The sequence below is a fragment of the Gillisia sp. Hel_I_29 genome (genome assembly GCF_000744275.1).
Taxonomy (GTDB): domain Bacteria; phylum Bacteroidota; class Bacteroidia; order Flavobacteriales; family Flavobacteriaceae; genus Gillisia.
The window spans coordinates 351,383-369,273 of the sequence record NZ_JQLP01000001.1; the positions used below are offsets into that span (position 1 = coordinate 351,383).

The window sequence follows — 17,891 nt, forward strand, 5'->3', positions numbered from 1 at the left end:
TAAAAAAGCCTTTCAATTCTACTTTTTCAAGTAAGATTGAAAGGCTTCAGTGTTTTCAGAATCTAATAGAAGTATTAATATAAAAGCTTCTCGACTCCGCTCGAACTGACCGTGATATCATCTACCTATTCTTCAATAGTTTTTAAATTATCACCAGAATTTCTGTCTATCAATTTATTATAAGGATCTATTCCTGCTTTTAAGGGCTTTTTATCGGTAATAATTGTGAATTTATTATCTCCTGGTTTTAACCATTTTAACTCAAAATAGTAAGGATCTTTAATAGTAACTTCTTCCTCATTCACTACATCTTCCCCAAACAAACCAATATCTACAAGGTTCTTCTTAGTATCTATTTCTCTCTCCCTTCCGGCATCATCATAATAGATCTTTTTAGAGTTCACTGTAAAAGTAGTTTCCCACTTTCCTGATTTCAGCTTTTTAGTTTTAGCATCTACCACACGGTTTTCATAAAGCACGATCTCTTTAAAACCATCTTTCACTTTGTATTTAAGAGAATCTGGCGCTACTTTATATAAAGCATTATAAAGATCTTCTGAAGTGGCATAATAGCCTTTTTCATTATATTTAAATTCATCTAAAAAGCTACGCAGACCTTCGTTTATCTTATCTTCTCCTATTACATCTTGCAGGTCATACATGATCATAGAGCCTTTTTCATACCAAATATATTGTCCGGTTTCTACATCAATTAAGGTGCGTTCAGGTTTAAAACTCATTTGTCTACCAGATAAATATTTATCTAAAGAACTTTGTAAGAACGATTTGATCCCATTTTCTCCATATTCCTTTTTCATGGTCATTAACGAAACATATTCCGCCAAGGTTTCAGAAATAATATTAGCTCCAGAGGTGTTACTTGGGGTTACAATATGCCCCCACCATTGATGTGCCATTTCATGAGAAGTGACTCTAAAGGCATAATTGTAATCTTCTGCTTTAGAGAAATCTGCCACAAATCCGAAGTTTTCAGAATAAGGGATTGTAGTAGCAAAAGATTGGGCAAGCGTAGTATATGCCGGAAATTCAATAATTCTAATAACTGAATATGGATACTCAAAAAAGTTTTTAGAGTTATAGTCTAAAGAGGTTTTAATCCCTTTAATAAAATATTCCAAATTCTTAGTATGTTTAGGAGAATGATAGACCTCAATATTTACTTTTTTGCCACTAGGTGCAGTCCAAGTATCTTTTTCGATCTTATAATTTGCAGAGACAAAACTGAAGAAATAATCTGTTTTCCCTTCTAACTTATAATTGAAGTAACTTCGGTCTTTCTCTTCCCATGTTTTTTTAAGAACCCCCGGAGCAACGGCAATTTGACCTTTAGAGGTACTTACTGTAGCTTCAAAAGTCATATAATTTGCATCCTCATTGAAAAGATTCTGTTTCAGCGCAATACTATCTGTTCTTGGTGGATTTAAATAATCCAGCGCTTTTAAACCATTTTTTATACGAACACCATTATCTGCTAAACTACGCTCGTAGTGAAATGATGGAAAAATTCCATTTCGAAAAAATGTTCCGTTACCCAATATTGCAGTTTCGCTATCTGCAGAAAAACCTTTTGTAATTGCGCTAGTTTCAATTACTAGCGATGCAGTTTCATTTGGCTGTAAAGATGTTGGTAATTTATACATGAATAGGCGATACACGGTGTCTTTTAAAAATGGTTGTAGTTCTACATCATTATAAATCACTTTGGTGATCTTGGTATCTGCAATTGGGAATTTTACTTCCATTAACAGCGTATCTATAGCTACTTCAAAATTATTGATCACTTTAAAATCTCCCTTAGCTTCTACTCTTCTATCATTAGGGAAAATATCTATAAAGGCTTTAAGATCTGTTACCTGAATATGTGGTTTGCCAATATATTTGCCATATTTCTTTTCAGCATCTGCACTTATTTTCTCAGCATAATTACCATCTTCTATCTGATTTAAAACTTTCAGATTATAGTAACTATAAGAACCAACAGAGATGAATGCAAACACAAAGAATACTGTATAGGCAACAGTTTTACCTGTAAATCTTTGTTTTGCCATGAACAAGCGTTCTTTACCCGATGAGAAGAACCCGCGGTTCCAGAAGAGTTTCCCAATAACAGCTAGAATACATGTTAATAAGATCCAATAAGAATTCAGCCAAAAACTTCCTACCAGGTAATGTCCGAAACCGTTTAGATCACTCAAAAATCCACCCGGAGTTGAACCAAAAATTAATAAAGGATTGGAAGTTTTAAAAGCCAATGCCAACAAAATTGGTAATCCCACATAAAGAATGACCACTATAAAATGTCCTAAAAATTTATTATTGACCAATACATGAATGAAAAATGACAATAGGACTATCATTATAAAACCAGGTAAAACATTCACCAAACTAAAAGTGAAATACATTCCAAGTTCGTAATTAAAATATCCATTAAAGGTTTGATAAATAACTCCAACTAGAATACTGATTAGAGTAAGTAAAATTGAAACTCCAATAAGCGAAATTATTTTTGAAAGATATAAGGTGCTATTACTTACCGGTAGGGCATCATAAAATTCAAAAGTCTTATTTTGTCTTGTTCTATGTACTGCTTCTCCAGAATAGATAATCAGGATTATTATCGAGAGTAATGAAATTCCTACAGAGATCTGAGCCACCATAAAACGAGTTAATGGCAATGATGGCGTACCGTATAATTGATTGGATTGATAGGCGGTAAAACCGGCGATCAAAACTCCAATTACCAATAAAATTATAAAGGCGGTTTCCTTAACTATAGAAATAAATTCTATTTTACTTAGAGACCATAAATTTTCTCTTCTTGCTTTGCTGGTAAATTCCTGAACAACTTTTGGAAGTCTATGGCCCTCTTTATATTCTTCTTTCCGCTCATTAGCACTCTTCTTCTTTTTTGAAGATAAAAAACCTTTGTATGAAAATCTGAATAACGTAAAAACGAAGATACCTACAGCTAGTCCTAGCCAAATCATCCTATTTATTAAGAACTTTCCGGTAAGTGAAAGTTGGGTGGTATTAAGCTCATGTACCGACCAATATTTGTCTATAAAACCCTGAGCTTTGGCACCAAAAGGATCTACATAAACGCTCAGCCATTCTGTATCTAAATTTGTTAGAAGACGAGATGAAACACTAATCAATATAAAAATTACAATTCCTCCCAAGTATAAGATTGGCATCTTTTTAAAGAAGGCCATTAACCCAAAAAATAAACTTCCAATAAAAAAAGCATTGAAGGTTAAAAAGTAAATAAATGGATAGAAATAAGAAGCAAAATTAAATGCTGTATAGGTCCCATAATCTGGTCTGTCTAAGAAAGCTCCCAATCCAAAACCGCACATTGCGCCAATTACTACTGCAATATTTATAAAAGTAACTATAGTAAAACTTCCCCAAAATCTACCTAAAATATAATTCTTTTCGGAGACAGGAAATGTAAAATAGGTTTGTGCTGTTTTATGATCTTCATCTCTGTAAACTGCAACTCCCATAATTGCAGCATAAAAGAAAAGCAAGAACACACTCATTGTACCTATAACTCCCATAATGATATTTGGGCTGTTGGTGTATTGTGCCGTAATAGACTTTTCAAATACCGCAATTAATAACGGAATTAAAAAAGCTATAAATAGGTAGATATAGGTTGCGGGTCTGCGCATTCTATATTTTAGCTCAAATAAATAGATCTCTTTCATAATTATACAGTTTGAGCAGTTTGAGGTTGATTGATACTATAGAAATAAAAATCTTCTAGCGTGTTATTCACAAGTTCAAAACCATCACCAGGTTGAGATTCTGAATACACATTTATGTTTAACTGCCCACTTCTTAAATAAGCAGATAATACGGAGTATTCAGATTGATATCTCTCTAATTCCTCTTTTTCAATCTTCTTTCTAAAAACTCTTCCATTCAATGAATTTGTCAATTCTAAAGGATGTCCCTGCACTACTACAGAACCTTCGTTGAAAACTGCCATGTTGGTACATAGATTAATTACATCATCTACAATATGAGTAGATAGAATAACAACAGCTTCTTCCCCTAGCTCACTTAAAAGATTATGAAATCGATTACGCTCCAAAGGGTCTAAACCTGCTGTAGGCTCATCTACAATTATCAATTTAGGGTTGCCAATTAAAGCTTGAGCAATTCCAAAACGTTGACGCATTCCTCCTGAAAAGTCTCCCAGATTCCTTTTTCTAAATTTGTATAAATTCACCTTGTTTAGAAGATCTGCCACATAAGCAGTCCTTTCAGACTTATTATGAATGCCTTTAATTTTCGCAATATGGTTTAACATCATCTCTGCAGAAACTTTTGGATACACTCCAAAATCTTGCGGCAAATAGCCTAAAACTTTTCGTAGTTCTTCAGGATCACTAAAAACATCTAACCCATCAAATTCTATACTTCCAGAATCGCTTAATTGCAAAGTGGCAATGGTTCGCATTAAAGAAGACTTACCGGCTCCATTTGGGCCTAGAAGACCAAACATCCCCTTATTTATTTCTAGATTAACATTATTGAGAGCCTTGGTTCCGTTAGGATATGTTTTATTTAAATTCTTGATAGAAAGCATAGTAAATGGTTTAAATGAAGTTGATCTTTAAACCAATTAGTAACTAATAAGCCATAACGTTACATTTTTATTTAAAATGCTCTTGCTTATTCCTATTTCTTAAATGCCAAAATATTCTTGAGCAAGCCTTATATTTGCAAATGCATAATTTTAGAATCCAACACGTGATCACATAAAATTATGTAACAATACAGAGATACGTAGCGTATCTCTCGAATTAAAAAATGATTTTAATATGTATCCATTAAGAAGAAACAGAAGACTAAGAACTAATGAAGTTATTAGAAGTTTGGTAAGAGAAACTATAGTTTCTCCGAATGACTTTATTGTTCCAATGTTTGTGGTAGAAGGAAAAAATGTAAAAGATGAAATTGCGTCTATGCCTAATTATTATAGATATAGTTTGGATCTTTTGGAGAAAGAAGTGAAAGAACTGTGGAAATTAGGATTGAGATCTGTTTTACTTTTTGTAAAAGTTGATGATAAATTAAAAGATAATGCTGGCACAGAAGCAATTAATCCCGAAGGGCTGATGCAAAGAGCAGTGAAAACTGTGAAAAACGCCGTACCGGAAATGTTGGTGATGACAGATGTGGCGCTAGATCCATATTCTTCTTTTGGGCACGATGGTATTGTTGCGGAAGGGAAGATCTTAAATGATGACTCTACCGCTATTCTTGCTGAAATGGCTTTATCTCACGCAAAAGCAGGTGCAGATATTATTGCCCCGAGTGATATGATGGATGGAAGAATCTTTGAAATGAGAACACTTCTGGAAGATGAAGGTTTCTACGATACAGGTATTATGAGCTATAGCGCAAAATATGCCTCTGCATTCTACGGTCCATTTAGAGATGCTTTAGATTCTGCTCCTGGTTTTGGCGATAAGAAAACGTATCAGATGGATCCTGCCAATAGAGATGAAGCAATTAAGGAAACCTTGATGGATATAGATGAAGGAGCCGATATTGTAATGATAAAGCCAGGGCTTTGTTATCTAGACATTGTAAGAGACATTAAGAACATTGTAAATGTACCTGTAGCCGTTTATCAGGTTAGCGGAGAATATTCTATGATAAAAGCAGCTTCAGAAAAAGGTTGGTTAAATCATGACGAAGTAATGATGGAGCAACTTACAGCGATTAAAAGAGCCGGCGCTAATATGATAGCTAGCTACTTTGCTAAAGATGCGGTAAAACTTATCTCGTAATACCATAAAAAATTTATTGAATCGGCTTAAGGAGTAGTTCTTAAGCCGATTTTTTTTGATATAAATTCTTGCCAATAAAATATCATCGAATCTACTTTCTGTGTACATTTGTTATGTGAATTTCAAAAGACTACATATTTTATTTTCCCTTTTACTACTGGCCAGCTTAAATGCTTTCAGCAGTAATACTTTTGATTCTGAAGATCTATTTAAAGATCTTAATTCAAGAAATTACGATTATCTACAAGCAGATCAAAATAAGCAAGCTTTATTTTTAGAAGAGACCTCTATTGCATCTTTTCAAATAGATTCTGAAAATAATTCTGGTAATTTTGGTACTGGAATTAACTTTACCTCAACTCCTCCAATACCTCTATCTGGTCTATCTTCCAATAGAATTACTACTGGTTCTCAGGATATAAAATACTTCTTGGAACTGCAAATTTTTCCATTCCACTTTTTTTGGTGATCACAAGTTTTTAAAAATCGATTCTATATCCCGACTTATGTTAAGTCGAGGTTAGGCATATCTATGTTTTAATATTAGACTAAATGCCGTAAAACAAATCAATTCACTTTAAAATCTTAACAAATGGAAAACGCATCTGTTGCCATAGGCATCGTATTATTATTAGTATTTATTGGTCCTATTTTATATTTGATATTTAGACAATCTGCAAAAGAAAAATTACATGTATCGAGTCTCAAAAAGATAAGTACAGATCATCAAATGCAATTGGATGATATGGAGATCAATAACCTATTTCTTTTAGGAATAGATAATAACGCTAAGAAACTAATCATTGTAGAACCTCAAAAAAACATGGAATTTAACGTTATAGATCTTAATAACATCAATGAGAGCTATATTTCTAAAAAAACTATTCCTGTTCCCGGAGCTACTAAGAATAAAACAGCTGTAACTCATATAAGTTTAGAATTAATAAAGAACAATCCTAAACAAAGAGTTTCTGAGATCACCTTTTATGATGAAGATGATAATGCAAGTTTAAGTGCAGAATCTCAGCTGTTCCTTGCCAATAAATGGAATGATCTTATTCAAAGAAACCTTTCTGCTTAATAAATCTTTTTTAGAATTAATAAGCACCTTAAGCTGCTATCGATTAACTATGGTAGCAGCTTATTTTTTTTCGGTATTATAAAGAATGGCTTTACCATTACTTTAAGTAAATTTTATGGAAGATTCCTTATTTTAGGACCTCAAACCTAAAATTAATCATGGGAGTACTAATTCTCTTTGCATCACTGGCAATATTCTTTTCATTTCTATGCTCAATACTCGAGGCAGTATTGCTAAGCATTACACCAACCTTTATTCGGGTTAAGAAAAAGGAGGGTAAAGCTTATGCAAACACCTTGGCGCGCTTCAAACAGGATATAGATAAGCCTCTTATAGCAATTCTAACGCTAAATACGATTGCTCATACCGTAGGAGCAATCTTAGTTGGTGTACAGGCAGAGAAAGTTTTTGGAGATGGAGGAAATGCCGTTGGAATTGTATCTGCAATAATGACCGTGGCTATATTAATACTATCTGAGATCGTCCCTAAAACCATTGGAGCAACCTACTGGCAATCTCTAGGTAAGTTTACAGTAGTTACTCTAAAGATCCTTATTTTCCCTTTAAAATATACCGGAATTCTATGGCTCATGATGTTAACAACAAAGCTTATTGGAAAATCTGCGCATGTAAGCACTATGAGTAGAGAAGAGTTTTTGGCAATTACTGATGCTGCGGAAGAAGAAGGTTTTTTCGAAGAAAAGGAGACTACGGTTATTAAGAACTTATTAGTTTTTAAATCTGTAAAAGCAAAAGATGTCATGACCCCGTTCTCGGTAGCAACTATCGAAAATGAAGCCACTAGCATAGAAGATTTTCACAGAGAGCATAAAAATCTTAAATTTTCTAGAATTCCCATTTATAGAGAAAAACCTAACAACATTACGGGTTTTGTTCTTAAAGACGACATCCTAGAAGAGATGATAGATGAAAAGGGTGTAGAACCTTTAAGCATTTTAAAAAGGGATGTATTTATTACAGATCCTAACACCCCAATTCCTGAACTTTTTGAGATCTTTATTAAGCGTAAAGCTCATATATCAATAGTTTCAGACCAGTATGGGAATACCGTTGGCTTGGTAACTATGGAAGATATTATCGAAACGCTATTAGGGCTAGAGATCATGGATGAAAGTGATCATATTGAAGACATGCAACTTATGGCTCGACAAAACTGGGAAAAGAGGGCAAAGAAACTCGGACTTATTCAACAGAATGAATCTGAGATAAAACCGAATACGAATGAACGCCTTTCTTAAAACCCCTTTGGGAATTTGTGAGGTCACCGGAGATATAGATGGCATTACATCGATCAAGATTTTAGATACAGATAAAGAAATTAGCCAACATATCCCAGAGATTTTAGTGCCTGCAACAACTCAACTAAAAGCTTATTTCAATGGTGAATTGCAAGAATTTACTTTTAGAATTAACCCCCAAGGCACCTCTTTTCAAAAGCAAGTATGGGAAGCGTTACTTAAAATTCCTTATGGAGAAACCAGATCCTATTTGCAACTATCAAAAGAACTTGGTAATGTAAAGGCGGTACGTGCAGTTGCAGCCGCAAATGGTAAAAATCCCTTATTGATAGCCGTTCCCTGCCATAGAGTTATAGGCAGCGATGGTGCTCTCACCGGATATGCAGGAGGACTGTGGCGAAAGAAATGGCTTTTGGAATTAGAAAAGCCATCACTTCAGCAAGAACTTTTCTAAGCTTAGACATATATATATTTATTATTAGTTGAAAAATGCTAATTTTAAATGATATGAAAAAAACCTTCCGCGTTATAGGCTATTTATTATCCCTACTTCTAATAACCGTTATATGCCTCTACACCTTCAATTTAGAATATATTTTAAAAGGTGTAAAAGTTATTTATTTTACAGGCCATACTACCGCTTATATTGATGATTATCCGCAGTTTGACAACCGGAAGATCGAAGCCGGAAAAAATGTTCAGACTTGGGCGATTTCCAAAGAATACAATTCTAAAAATTCTACAGAAAAACTAAAGGATCTCAATATAGATCTTGGTACTGTAGCTTTTTTGATCATTAAGAATGATAGTATTTGGTATGAAAAATATGCCAATGGATACGATGAGAATTCCCTTACCAACTCCTTTTCTATGGCAAAATCTATTACGGTTTCTTTATTAGGGAAAGCCATTAATGAAGGGAAATTAAAAGGTTTAGAGCAACCTGTGTCAGATTTTTTTCCAGAATTCAAAGATTATAATGGAAATGCACTCACCTTAGGAGATCTGGCATCTATGTCTTCAGGTTTAAATTGGGATGAAAACTACTATAACCCGTTCTCACAGACCGCCCGTGCTTATTTCAAAGAAGATATGAGAGAAGAGATCTTGAAATTAAAGCTAGTAGAAAATCCTGGAAATTCTTTTAAATATTTAAGTGGGAATACACTTCTTCTTGGGATGATCATTGAAAAAGCTACTGGAATGCATCTGTCAGAATACCTTAGTGAGAGCTTTTGGAAACCAATGGGAATGAAAAATGATGCCTTATGGCAGTTAGACAGTGAGGAGAGTGGCTTAGAAAAGGCATATTGCTGTATAGCATCTAATGCTCGAGATTTTGCAAGGTTTGGGAAACTGTATAAGAATAAAGGCCAATGGAATGGAGAACAACTCTTAGATAGTAATTTTGTAGCATTAGCCACTCATGCCCGGTTTAAAGAATCGCCACAATACGGTTATGGATTTTGGTTGAGTGATTATAATGGAAAGGATGTATTTTATATGCGCGGCATTCTAGGACAATATGTTATCGTAATTCCTGAAGATGATATAATAATTGTTCGATTGGGCGAAGATCTTATTAGAAGGAAAGAAGACGAAAATCATGCTCCCGATTTTTTTATTTATATTGATGAAGCTTATAAAATGCTAGATCATGATTAAAAAAACTCCATTAGAAAATATACTCTTTCTAGATATAGAAACCGTTCCTGAACAAGAATCTTTTAAACACCTATCTGAAGAGAAGCAAAATCTCTGGGAGGAGAAATCCAAGTATCAGCGTAAGGAAGCGTTTACAGCAGAGGAATATTATGATAGGGCGGGAATCTGGGCAGAATTTGGAAAAATCATATGTATATCTGTTGGGTATTTTAAAAATATTGAAGACACTAGGCAGTTTAGAACAACTAGTTTTAAAGGGGATGAAAAGGAACTCTTGCTAGGGTTTTCAAAGTTATTAGAAACACATTTTAATAAACCTCAACATATACTATGCGCACATAATGGAAAAGAATTCGACTTCCCATATATTTCCAGAAGAATGATCATACACGGTTTAGAATTACCATCAAAATTAGATCTGTTCGGGAAGAAACCTTGGGAAGTACCGCATTTAGACACTTTAGAGCTTTGGAAGTTTGGAGATTACAAACATTACACATCGCTTAAATTACTCACCAGTGTGCTGGGAATTCCATCACCAAAGACAGATATAGATGGTTCTGAGGTTCGGAATGTTTATTACGATAATAATGAATTAGATAGAATTGTGAGTTATTGTGAAAGAGATGTGGTGGCCATAGCTCAGATAGTTCTGAAGTTTAAGCAAGAAGAACTTTTAGATGAAAAAGAAATAGTGTCTGTGTAGCCTAAGAATTTAAAAGTTATCTAAGATAGACCTTTACAATTTCAGCATAGATACATACAAGAATTTGAGACCCATAAATAAATTCAGGGTGATGCAACACTATTATTATAATACCATTATAATCAAAAAAGCCACCTTGAATATGATGGCCTTTTTGATTATAAAAAATCTTAGTATTCTATACTTAATACTTACAGATCAAATTTGATTCCTTGTGCCAATGGCAACTCTGTAGTATAATTAATAGTATTGGTTTGTCTTCTCATATAAACCTTCCATGCATCAGATCCAGATTCACGTCCGCCACCGGTTTCTTTTTCACCTCCAAAGGCTCCGCCAATTTCTGCTCCACTAGTTCCTATGTTTACGTTCGCAATACCACAGTCTGACCCGTTTACAGATAAGAAGTGCTCTGCTTCTCTTAAATTATTAGTCATAATGGCCGATGAAAGTCCTTGATTCACTCCATTTTGAAGTTCTAAAGCATCTTCTACAGAACCGGAATATTTCATCATATATAATACTGGAGCAAAGGTTTCATGTTGCACTATGGCATAAGAATTCTTAGCTTCAGCTATTGCAGGTTTCACGTAACATCCGCTTTCATAACCTTCACCTTCCAGAACACCACCTTCAACAATGATCTTTCCACCTTCTTCAACAACTTTAGTCAAAGCATTTTGGTAGTTTTTTACTGCATCTTTATCTATAAGTGGCCCAACATGGTTGTTCTCATCTAATGGGTTACCAATACGCAATTGCTTGTATGCAGCAACTACCGCTTCTTTAACCTTATCATACATAGATTCGTGGATTATCAATCTACGTGTAGAAGTACAACGTTGTCCTGCCGTTCCCACAGCACCAAATACAGCACCAATAACGGTCATTTTAACATCTGCATCTGGAGTAACGATAATGGCATTGTTCCCACCTAATTCCAATAAAGTTTTTCCAAGACGCTCAGCAACTTTAGAAGCAACGATCTTACCCATTCTAGTAGATCCTGTTGCAGAAACAAGCGGAATACGCTTATCTAAAGTCATCATTTCTCCTACTTTATAATCTCCTGTTATCAAACAAGATATTCCTGCAGGTACATTATTTTCTTCAAAAACTCTTGCGGCTATTTTTTGACAAGCTACAGAAGTAATTGGTGTTTTTTCAGATCCTTTCCAGACACAAGCGTCTCCACAAACCCATGCCAATGCAGTATTCCAAGACCAAACAGCAACCGGGAAGTTAAAAGCAGAAATAATTCCTACTACTCCAAGTGGGTGGTATTGCTCATACATTCTATGTCCCGGTCGTTCAGAGTGCATGGTAAGTCCGTGCAACTGTCTAGATAATCCAACTGCGAAATCACAGATATCTATCATTTCCTGAACTTCTCCAAGACCTTCCTGATAAGATTTACCCATTTCATAAGAAACCAATTTCCCTAGTGGTTCTTTTAAGCGGCGTAATTCTTCATTAAATTTTCTAACTACTTCTCCACGTAAAGGTGCAGGCATAGATCTCCAGGTTTTAAAACCTTCTGTAGCAGCACTCATTACTTTTTCATAATCTTCTTTGGTAGTAGATCTTACCTTACCAATTAAGGCACCATCAACAGGAGAGTAAGACTCTATGATCTCACCATTTCCAAAAAAATCACTTCCGGTTGAAGTTCCATTATTTATATCTTGAATTCCCAGATCTTTAAGGGCTTGCTTAATTCCAAATTTTTCTGCTATTTCACTCATTAATTTGCTTATTTATAAGTATTTGTTGTTTGTTTGTTGCTAATTTAATAAAATTAAAAGAATATAGTAGTAGCCCTTGTTCTATGTATGCTTATTCCTTTTTTGCAATATACCGATCATCTGCAGGCATTACCGTACCGCAATTATCACAGGTTCTAAGCTCTTCACTTCCGTAGAAATGATTAAAATGTTTTAAAAAATCGGTTTCAATATCGTGTAATGGAAAATATACCTCATAAAGCTTATGATTGCAATTATCGCAGAACCACAATAATCCATCTTTTCCTTCTTCTCCTAATCGCTTACGCTCTACTACTAAACCTATAGATCCTTCGTGTCTTACAGGGCTATGCGGAATTCCTGCCGGATGCAGATACATATCTCCAGGACCTAATTTCATAGTTTTCTTTTCCCCATTATCCTGAACATTTACTTCAATATTTCCTTCTAATTGATAGAATAGTTCTTCCGTTTCATTATAATGATAATCTTTTCTTGCATTAGGACCTCCCACGATCATCACTATATAATCTGCAGATTCTTTATAGATATTCTTATTACCAACCGGTGGTTTTAACAGATCCCTGTTTTGTTCAATCCATTTATTAAGATTGAAAGGTTCATTTATAGCCATTTTTCTTTTTTTATTTGTTTAAAATTAAGCAATCTCAATCACAATGGTGTGAAGCTTATGTAAATGTTTTGGGCGTGTGCCAGAGGCACCGCGCTATTCGCTTCAAGTCCTCGCCCACATTACAATAAACATTGTTATATGGGCTGTGGGCTTTTCGCTACTATCGCTCACGCAAATTAAATTTACATACAAACGTATTCTCTACAGCAGCCATATTTATTAGCCTACTTTTATATCATTGAAAGTAATAGGAACTAAATGTTTAGACATCAAGGCAAAAGCAGAACGTTAAAACATAATCTGCGAATTGCCACCGTGCTTTCTTTTGTTGCCGGAATTGTAAATGTAACTGGGTTTTTAGCCTTTAAGCAATTAACTACAAATGTTACGGGCCATTTCGCACTATTTATTTATGATGTCGCCGATCTTGAATTTTGGAAAGGAACCGTCTATTTTCTGTATATTCTCTCCTTTCTAGTTGGTTCCTTCACTTCTAGTTTTCTAATTGAGAAATTCAGAGAAAATAAAAAATTGAATGTTTTCTTACTACCAACATTAATGGAATGCCTTATTTTAATATCAATTGGCCTCGTTAGTAACATCATAACCTTAGAAGTTCCCAACGTAATTATTTGCTTTTTACTTTTTGCTATGGGACTTCAAAACTCCTTTGTAACTAAAATATCGAATGCGGTAGTAAGAACAACACACCTTACTGGCCTATTTACAGATTTAGGAATAGACATTTCTCAACTTTTCTTTTTAAAGAAACAGCAGCACAGAGATAACCTGAAATCGAAAATTAAACTTCGCATCTATATCATTTCCTTCTTTTTTGCCGGTGGATTAACGGGAGGATTTTTTTATTCCACAGTGAATCTCAAATTAAACACGCTAATTATTGGAGCTTTAATTTTATTAATAAGTCTGTTCTATGATGATGTTAGGTATAAAATGATAAAAACCAGAAGAAAATATAATCAAAGAAAGTCAGATTACATCGCCAGTTAGAAATATTAACTTTGTGATCTACTCCTCCTATAATCCTTCAGAATTTCCTGAAGCACATTCCATTTTTTGCTACATTAGTTGCTTATCCAAGCAACTACTATTCTGGCCCAAAAAGTTCAGCTAAAACAATTTTTATGAAAAAATTATTACTACTCTTCACGCTTTTATTCATTTTCTCGTGCAATCAATCCACAGTAGATAAGAAACCCATTGGAGAACCAGATCAAAAACCAACATCCGATAAGGTAGAGAGCGATAATTTTGGAATTGTTATTCATGGTGGTGCGGGTACAATATTGAAAGAGAATATGACAGATTCTTTAGAAGCAGAGTATAAAAAGGTGCTAACTGAAGCTATAGAAACCGGACATTCAATTCTGGCTAATGGTGGAACAGCGCTAGAGGCTGTTCAAAAGACCATTAATATAATGGAAAACTCTCCGCTTTTTAATGCAGGAAAAGGAGCCGTTTTTACCAATGCTGAAACCAATGATATGGACGCTGCTATAATGGATGGAGAATCGTTAAATGCCGGAGCAATTTCTGGAGTTACCACAATAAAGAATCCTATAAATCTTGCTTATGAAGTTATGGAATTTTCTCCACACGTAATGCTATCGGGCAAAGGAGCTGAAGAATTTGCCAAAGAACGCCAAATTGAAATTGTAGACCCATCTTATTTCTATACAGAAAATAGATTTCAGTCGCTTAAGAAAGTTCAGGAATTAGAAAAGAAAGAAGCAGATAGCATTAATAACGCCACTGCGTTTTATGATCCTTTCATAAAAAACTCCAAATTTGGTACCGTTGGTTGTGTAGCGTTGGATAAAAATGGAAACCTTGCCGCCGGAACTTCCACCGGCGGAATGACCAATAAAAAATATAACAGAATTGGAGATGCACCAATAATTGGAGCAGGAACCTACGCCAATAATAAGACCTGTGCTGTTTCTGCTACAGGATGGGGAGAATTTTTTATAAGAGGAGTTGTAGCTTATGATATATCTGCATTGATGGAATATAAAGAAATGAGTTTAGAGGAAGCTGCGAGAGAAGTGATTCAAAAAAAGCTTCCGGAACTTGGTGGAGATGGAGGAATAATAGCCATAGATCATGATGGGAATATAGCTATGGAATTTAATACCACAGGGATGTATAGAGCAACTATGAATAAAAAAGGTGAACTTACTTTAGGTATCTATAAAGAAAATGAAAATAATACATCTCAAGAATAGTAAGTTTTAAAATTTAAGATCGTCTAAGGCCCTCAAAATTAATTTGATGGCCTTTATTTTTTTACATTTTTAAAACATTTCGTGAAGTAAAGATCATTAAATTTGCATCCCTACAATTATATAAATATGAAGAATTTTATTCCTTTTGCATTGCTTGTAATATTTTTTACCGGAAGCACCCTGCAGCTAGGGGCTCAAAGTATGTCTAGGCAAGAGTTTACAGACACTATACACACCATGCCCTCCTTTTCCATTTATCAGGATAATTATTTTATAACCGGGGTTCCAACAAACAAAGGTATCACAAAGGGTAATTCTGACATCAAATACCAGGTGAGTTTTAAACAAATGATCACCCGTGCTACACTTCCTTTAAATTCATATTTGTTTGTAACCTATACGCAAAAAGCATTTTGGGATATTTATAAAAAATCCAGTCCTTTTGATGAGGTAAATTTTAATCCATCAGTAGGTGTGGCAAAACCAATCTTCAACAAGAATGATAAGATAGTTGGATTGGCAGAGTTTAAGATGGAACACGAATCTAATGGTAGAGATAGTTTAGATAGTAGAAGTTGGAACAGATTCACTTTAACTTATAATACTCCTGTGGGAAATAACGGTATGCTTACCGTGAGAGGTTGGTTACCTTTTGCTTACAAAGAAAGCAATCCAGATATTCTAGACTATGTTGGATTAGGAGAAGCGAAGATGGAATATGACATCATACCCAACAGATTAACTTCTGATCTTACGGTAAGAAAAGGATTAAAAGACTGGAATGGAGCCATTAGCGCTAGAATATTATACAAGCTATTTAATAACTCTAACAACCAATACTTAATGTTAGAATGGTTTGCAGGTCACTCTGAAAGCTTAATAGATTATCAAAAATTTACCAGCATGGTAAGGGTTGGATATGTTATTAAATCTTCTGATTTGAACATACTTAGAGACAAGCCAAAACTTTAACAAAACTTTGATTTCGTTTAGTTCGGTAATTCCCGAACTAAAACTAATTTTGCACTTCAAATTTTGAAGATGCAAGAGAAAGAAGACCTATTAGAAAGGAAAAATAAGCTCGTAGAAAGATTTGGAGTTTTTATAGAGCATGAGGATAAGATGGCACCTTTAGAAGCCAGAATATTTTCTACGTTATTACTAACAGGCAAGGGAGGAATAACTTTTGAAAACCTTGTTAAAGATCTTAACGCGAGTAAGAGTACTATTTGTACTCATTTAAATACACTACAGGCTTCTGGTAGAGTAAGCTATTTTACTAAGCCGGGAGACAGAAAACGTTACTTCAATCTCACCCCAAATAGATTGGTTCAGGTAATGGATGAGATGTTAGACAACTGGAATAAGCAGTATGACATTCATTCAGATATCATTAATTACAAAAAAGAGGCAAATAACTTAATTGAAGATGAAACTGAAGCCTACGAACTTCAGTTTCATGAGAATTATATTCAATTTTTAGAAGACATGGCAAATGCTGTGAAGAAGTTAAAAAAGAACATTTCTGAAATTAAAAACTAGACATCCAATTATACACCATTCAAATTTGAAGATTAAGATGAAGAATATTATAAAATTATTAATTGCGTCCTCAGGATTTTTATTTCTAATTTCTTGCGGGGAAGGCGAAGGAGACAAATCTGCACAGGCTGCACAACAACCTATGCCATATCCTGTATATGAAGTTCCTACTAAAACGGTTACGGGTTTCACCTCCTATCCTGCTAGTATAGAAGGTATAGTAAATAGTGATGTAAGGGCTAAAGTCTCCGGATATATTACTCAGGTTCTGGTAGATGAAGGTGAAAAAGTAAAAGCCGGACAGATCTTGTTCAAGCTAGAAACGCAATCTTTATCTCAAGATGCAGATGCAGCAAAAGCAAATGTAAATGCTGCCCAGGTAGAAGTAGACAAACTAAAACCACTAGTAGAAAAAAATATTATAAGCGCAGTGCAATTAGAAACTGCTAAGGCTAAGCTACAACAAGCTAAAAGTGGTTACAATGGGATCCTGGCAAATATAGGATATGCTAATATTAAAAGCCCTGTAGATGGTTATGTAGGTGCTATTAGAAAAAGAGAAGGTGCATTAATTAGTGCTTCAGATCAAGAACCCTTAACCACCGTAACAGATATAAGTAAGGTTTATGCCTATTTCTCAATGAACGAAAAAGATTATTTAGATTTTATTCAACAAACAGACGGCGAAACTATAGATGATAAAATAGCGAACATTCCGGCTGTAAGATTAAGACTTGCCAATGGAAGTTTGTATGATCAGGAAGGAAAGATCCAAACAATAAACTCTGTAATTAACTCAAATACAGGATCTATTTCTTTTAGAGCAGTATTTGATAATCCTTCAAGATTATTAACCAATGGGAATAGCGCTAAAATAGAGATTCCAAAAACATATGAAAATGTGGTAGTGATCGCTCAAGAATCAACTTACGAACAACAAGGTAGTGTGATGGTCTTCAAATTACAGAACAATGATTCTGTAGTTTCCTCTAGCGTTAAGGTGAAAGGTGAAGTAGACAATCTATATATCATAGAATCTGGATTAGAAAAGGGCGATAGTGTTGTAGCCAAAGGAGCAGATAAACTAAGAAGCGGTTCTAGAATTAGCCCGCAACCGGTTTCTTTTGATTCTATTACCAAGCCTATGGAAAAAGTATTTAATTAACCGGAGAAGAAAGAATTAAT

The 17,891-nt window shown here is 34.5% G+C and carries 16 protein-coding genes; 12 read left to right on the forward strand and 4 right to left on the reverse strand.

Translation table 11 applies throughout. From position 1 onward, the window contains the following. Positions 1-125: 125 nt before the first annotated feature. Together P163_RS01655 and P163_RS01660 are read right to left on the reverse strand one after the other, a co-directional pair. A complete protein-coding gene (locus P163_RS01655; RefSeq protein WP_034887032.1) occupies positions 126-3,731 on the reverse strand; it encodes an ABC transporter permease/M1 family aminopeptidase in 3,606 nt (1,201 codons plus the stop codon). 2 nt (positions 3,732-3,733) lie between these two features. Continuing rightward, positions 3,734-4,618, reverse strand: a complete 885-nt coding sequence (locus P163_RS01660; protein ID WP_034887033.1) for an ABC transporter ATP-binding protein — start codon at positions 4,616-4,618, stop codon at positions 3,734-3,736. 235 nt (positions 4,619-4,853) lie between these two features. On the opposite strand from P163_RS01660, the gene hemB reads away from it, so the two are divergent. The 7 genes from hemB (at position 4,854) to P163_RS01695 (ending at position 10,539) form a co-directional block, all read left to right on the forward strand. After that, positions 4,854-5,828, forward strand: a complete 975-nt coding sequence (gene hemB, locus P163_RS01665; protein WP_034887034.1) for a porphobilinogen synthase — start codon at positions 4,854-4,856, stop codon at positions 5,826-5,828. A 115-nt stretch (positions 5,829-5,943) separates the two neighbouring features. Further along, positions 5,944-6,297 (forward strand): hypothetical protein, encoded by a 354-nt coding sequence (locus P163_RS01670; protein WP_034887035.1) that lies wholly within the window; start codon positions 5,944-5,946, stop codon positions 6,295-6,297. A gap of 123 nt (positions 6,298-6,420) precedes the next feature. Beyond that, positions 6,421-6,909 carry a hypothetical protein gene (locus P163_RS01675; protein ID WP_034887036.1) on the forward strand — a complete coding sequence of 163 codons (489 nt, stop codon included), beginning with the start codon at positions 6,421-6,423 and terminating at the stop codon, positions 6,907-6,909. 158 nt (positions 6,910-7,067) lie between these two features. Further along, positions 7,068-8,168, forward strand: a complete 1,101-nt coding sequence (locus P163_RS01680) for a CNNM domain-containing protein (RefSeq protein ID WP_034887037.1) — start codon at positions 7,068-7,070, stop codon at positions 8,166-8,168. Next, a complete protein-coding gene (locus tag P163_RS01685; RefSeq protein ID WP_034887038.1) occupies positions 8,152-8,622 on the forward strand; it encodes a methylated-DNA--[protein]-cysteine S-methyltransferase in 471 nt (156 codons plus the stop codon). Before P163_RS01680 ends, P163_RS01685 begins: the two co-directional genes overlap by 17 nt. A 53-nt stretch (positions 8,623-8,675) precedes the next feature. Then, positions 8,676-9,833 (forward strand): serine hydrolase domain-containing protein, encoded by a 1,158-nt coding sequence (locus P163_RS01690; protein ID WP_034887722.1) that lies wholly within the window; start codon positions 8,676-8,678, stop codon positions 9,831-9,833. Further along, complete coding sequence (locus P163_RS01695) at positions 9,826-10,539, forward strand: 3'-5' exonuclease (protein WP_034887039.1); 714 nt, start codon at positions 9,826-9,828, stop codon at positions 10,537-10,539. Before P163_RS01690 ends, P163_RS01695 begins: the two co-directional genes overlap by 8 nt. Before the next feature lie 191 nt (positions 10,540-10,730). Here the strand turns inward: P163_RS01695 and P163_RS01700 are convergent, their stop codons facing one another. Continuing rightward, positions 10,731-12,284, reverse strand: a complete 1,554-nt coding sequence (locus P163_RS01700; RefSeq protein ID WP_034887040.1) for an aldehyde dehydrogenase family protein — start codon at positions 12,282-12,284, stop codon at positions 10,731-10,733. 91 nt (positions 12,285-12,375) lie between these two features. Beyond that, positions 12,376-12,918 carry a 3-hydroxyanthranilate 3,4-dioxygenase gene (locus P163_RS01705; RefSeq protein ID WP_034887041.1) on the reverse strand — a complete coding sequence of 181 codons (543 nt, stop codon included), beginning with the start codon at positions 12,916-12,918 and terminating at the stop codon, positions 12,376-12,378. A 258-nt stretch (positions 12,919-13,176) separates the two neighbouring features. Between P163_RS01705 and P163_RS01710 the strand changes: the two genes are divergently transcribed. From P163_RS01710 to P163_RS01730, 5 genes are all read left to right on the forward strand, one after another. Continuing rightward, on the forward strand, positions 13,177-13,929 hold the full coding sequence (locus P163_RS01710; RefSeq protein ID WP_034887042.1) for a YoaK family protein: 753 nt from the start codon (positions 13,177-13,179) through the stop codon (positions 13,927-13,929). A 134-nt stretch (positions 13,930-14,063) separates the two neighbouring features. Beyond that, on the forward strand, positions 14,064-15,164 hold the full coding sequence (locus tag P163_RS01715; protein WP_034887043.1) for an isoaspartyl peptidase/L-asparaginase family protein: 1,101 nt from the start codon (positions 14,064-14,066) through the stop codon (positions 15,162-15,164). Between the two features lie 126 nt (positions 15,165-15,290). Next, positions 15,291-16,136 (forward strand): phospholipase A, encoded by an 846-nt coding sequence (locus tag P163_RS01720; protein WP_034887044.1) that lies wholly within the window; start codon positions 15,291-15,293, stop codon positions 16,134-16,136. Between the two features lie 69 nt (positions 16,137-16,205). Beyond that, a complete protein-coding gene (locus P163_RS01725) occupies positions 16,206-16,706 on the forward strand; it encodes a GbsR/MarR family transcriptional regulator (protein ID WP_034887045.1) in 501 nt (166 codons plus the stop codon). A gap of 37 nt (positions 16,707-16,743) precedes the next feature. After that, positions 16,744-17,871: an efflux RND transporter periplasmic adaptor subunit gene (locus P163_RS01730; protein WP_034887046.1), complete on the forward strand. Its 1,128-nt coding sequence runs from the start codon at positions 16,744-16,746 to the stop codon at positions 17,869-17,871. Positions 17,872-17,891 lie beyond the last annotated feature (20 nt).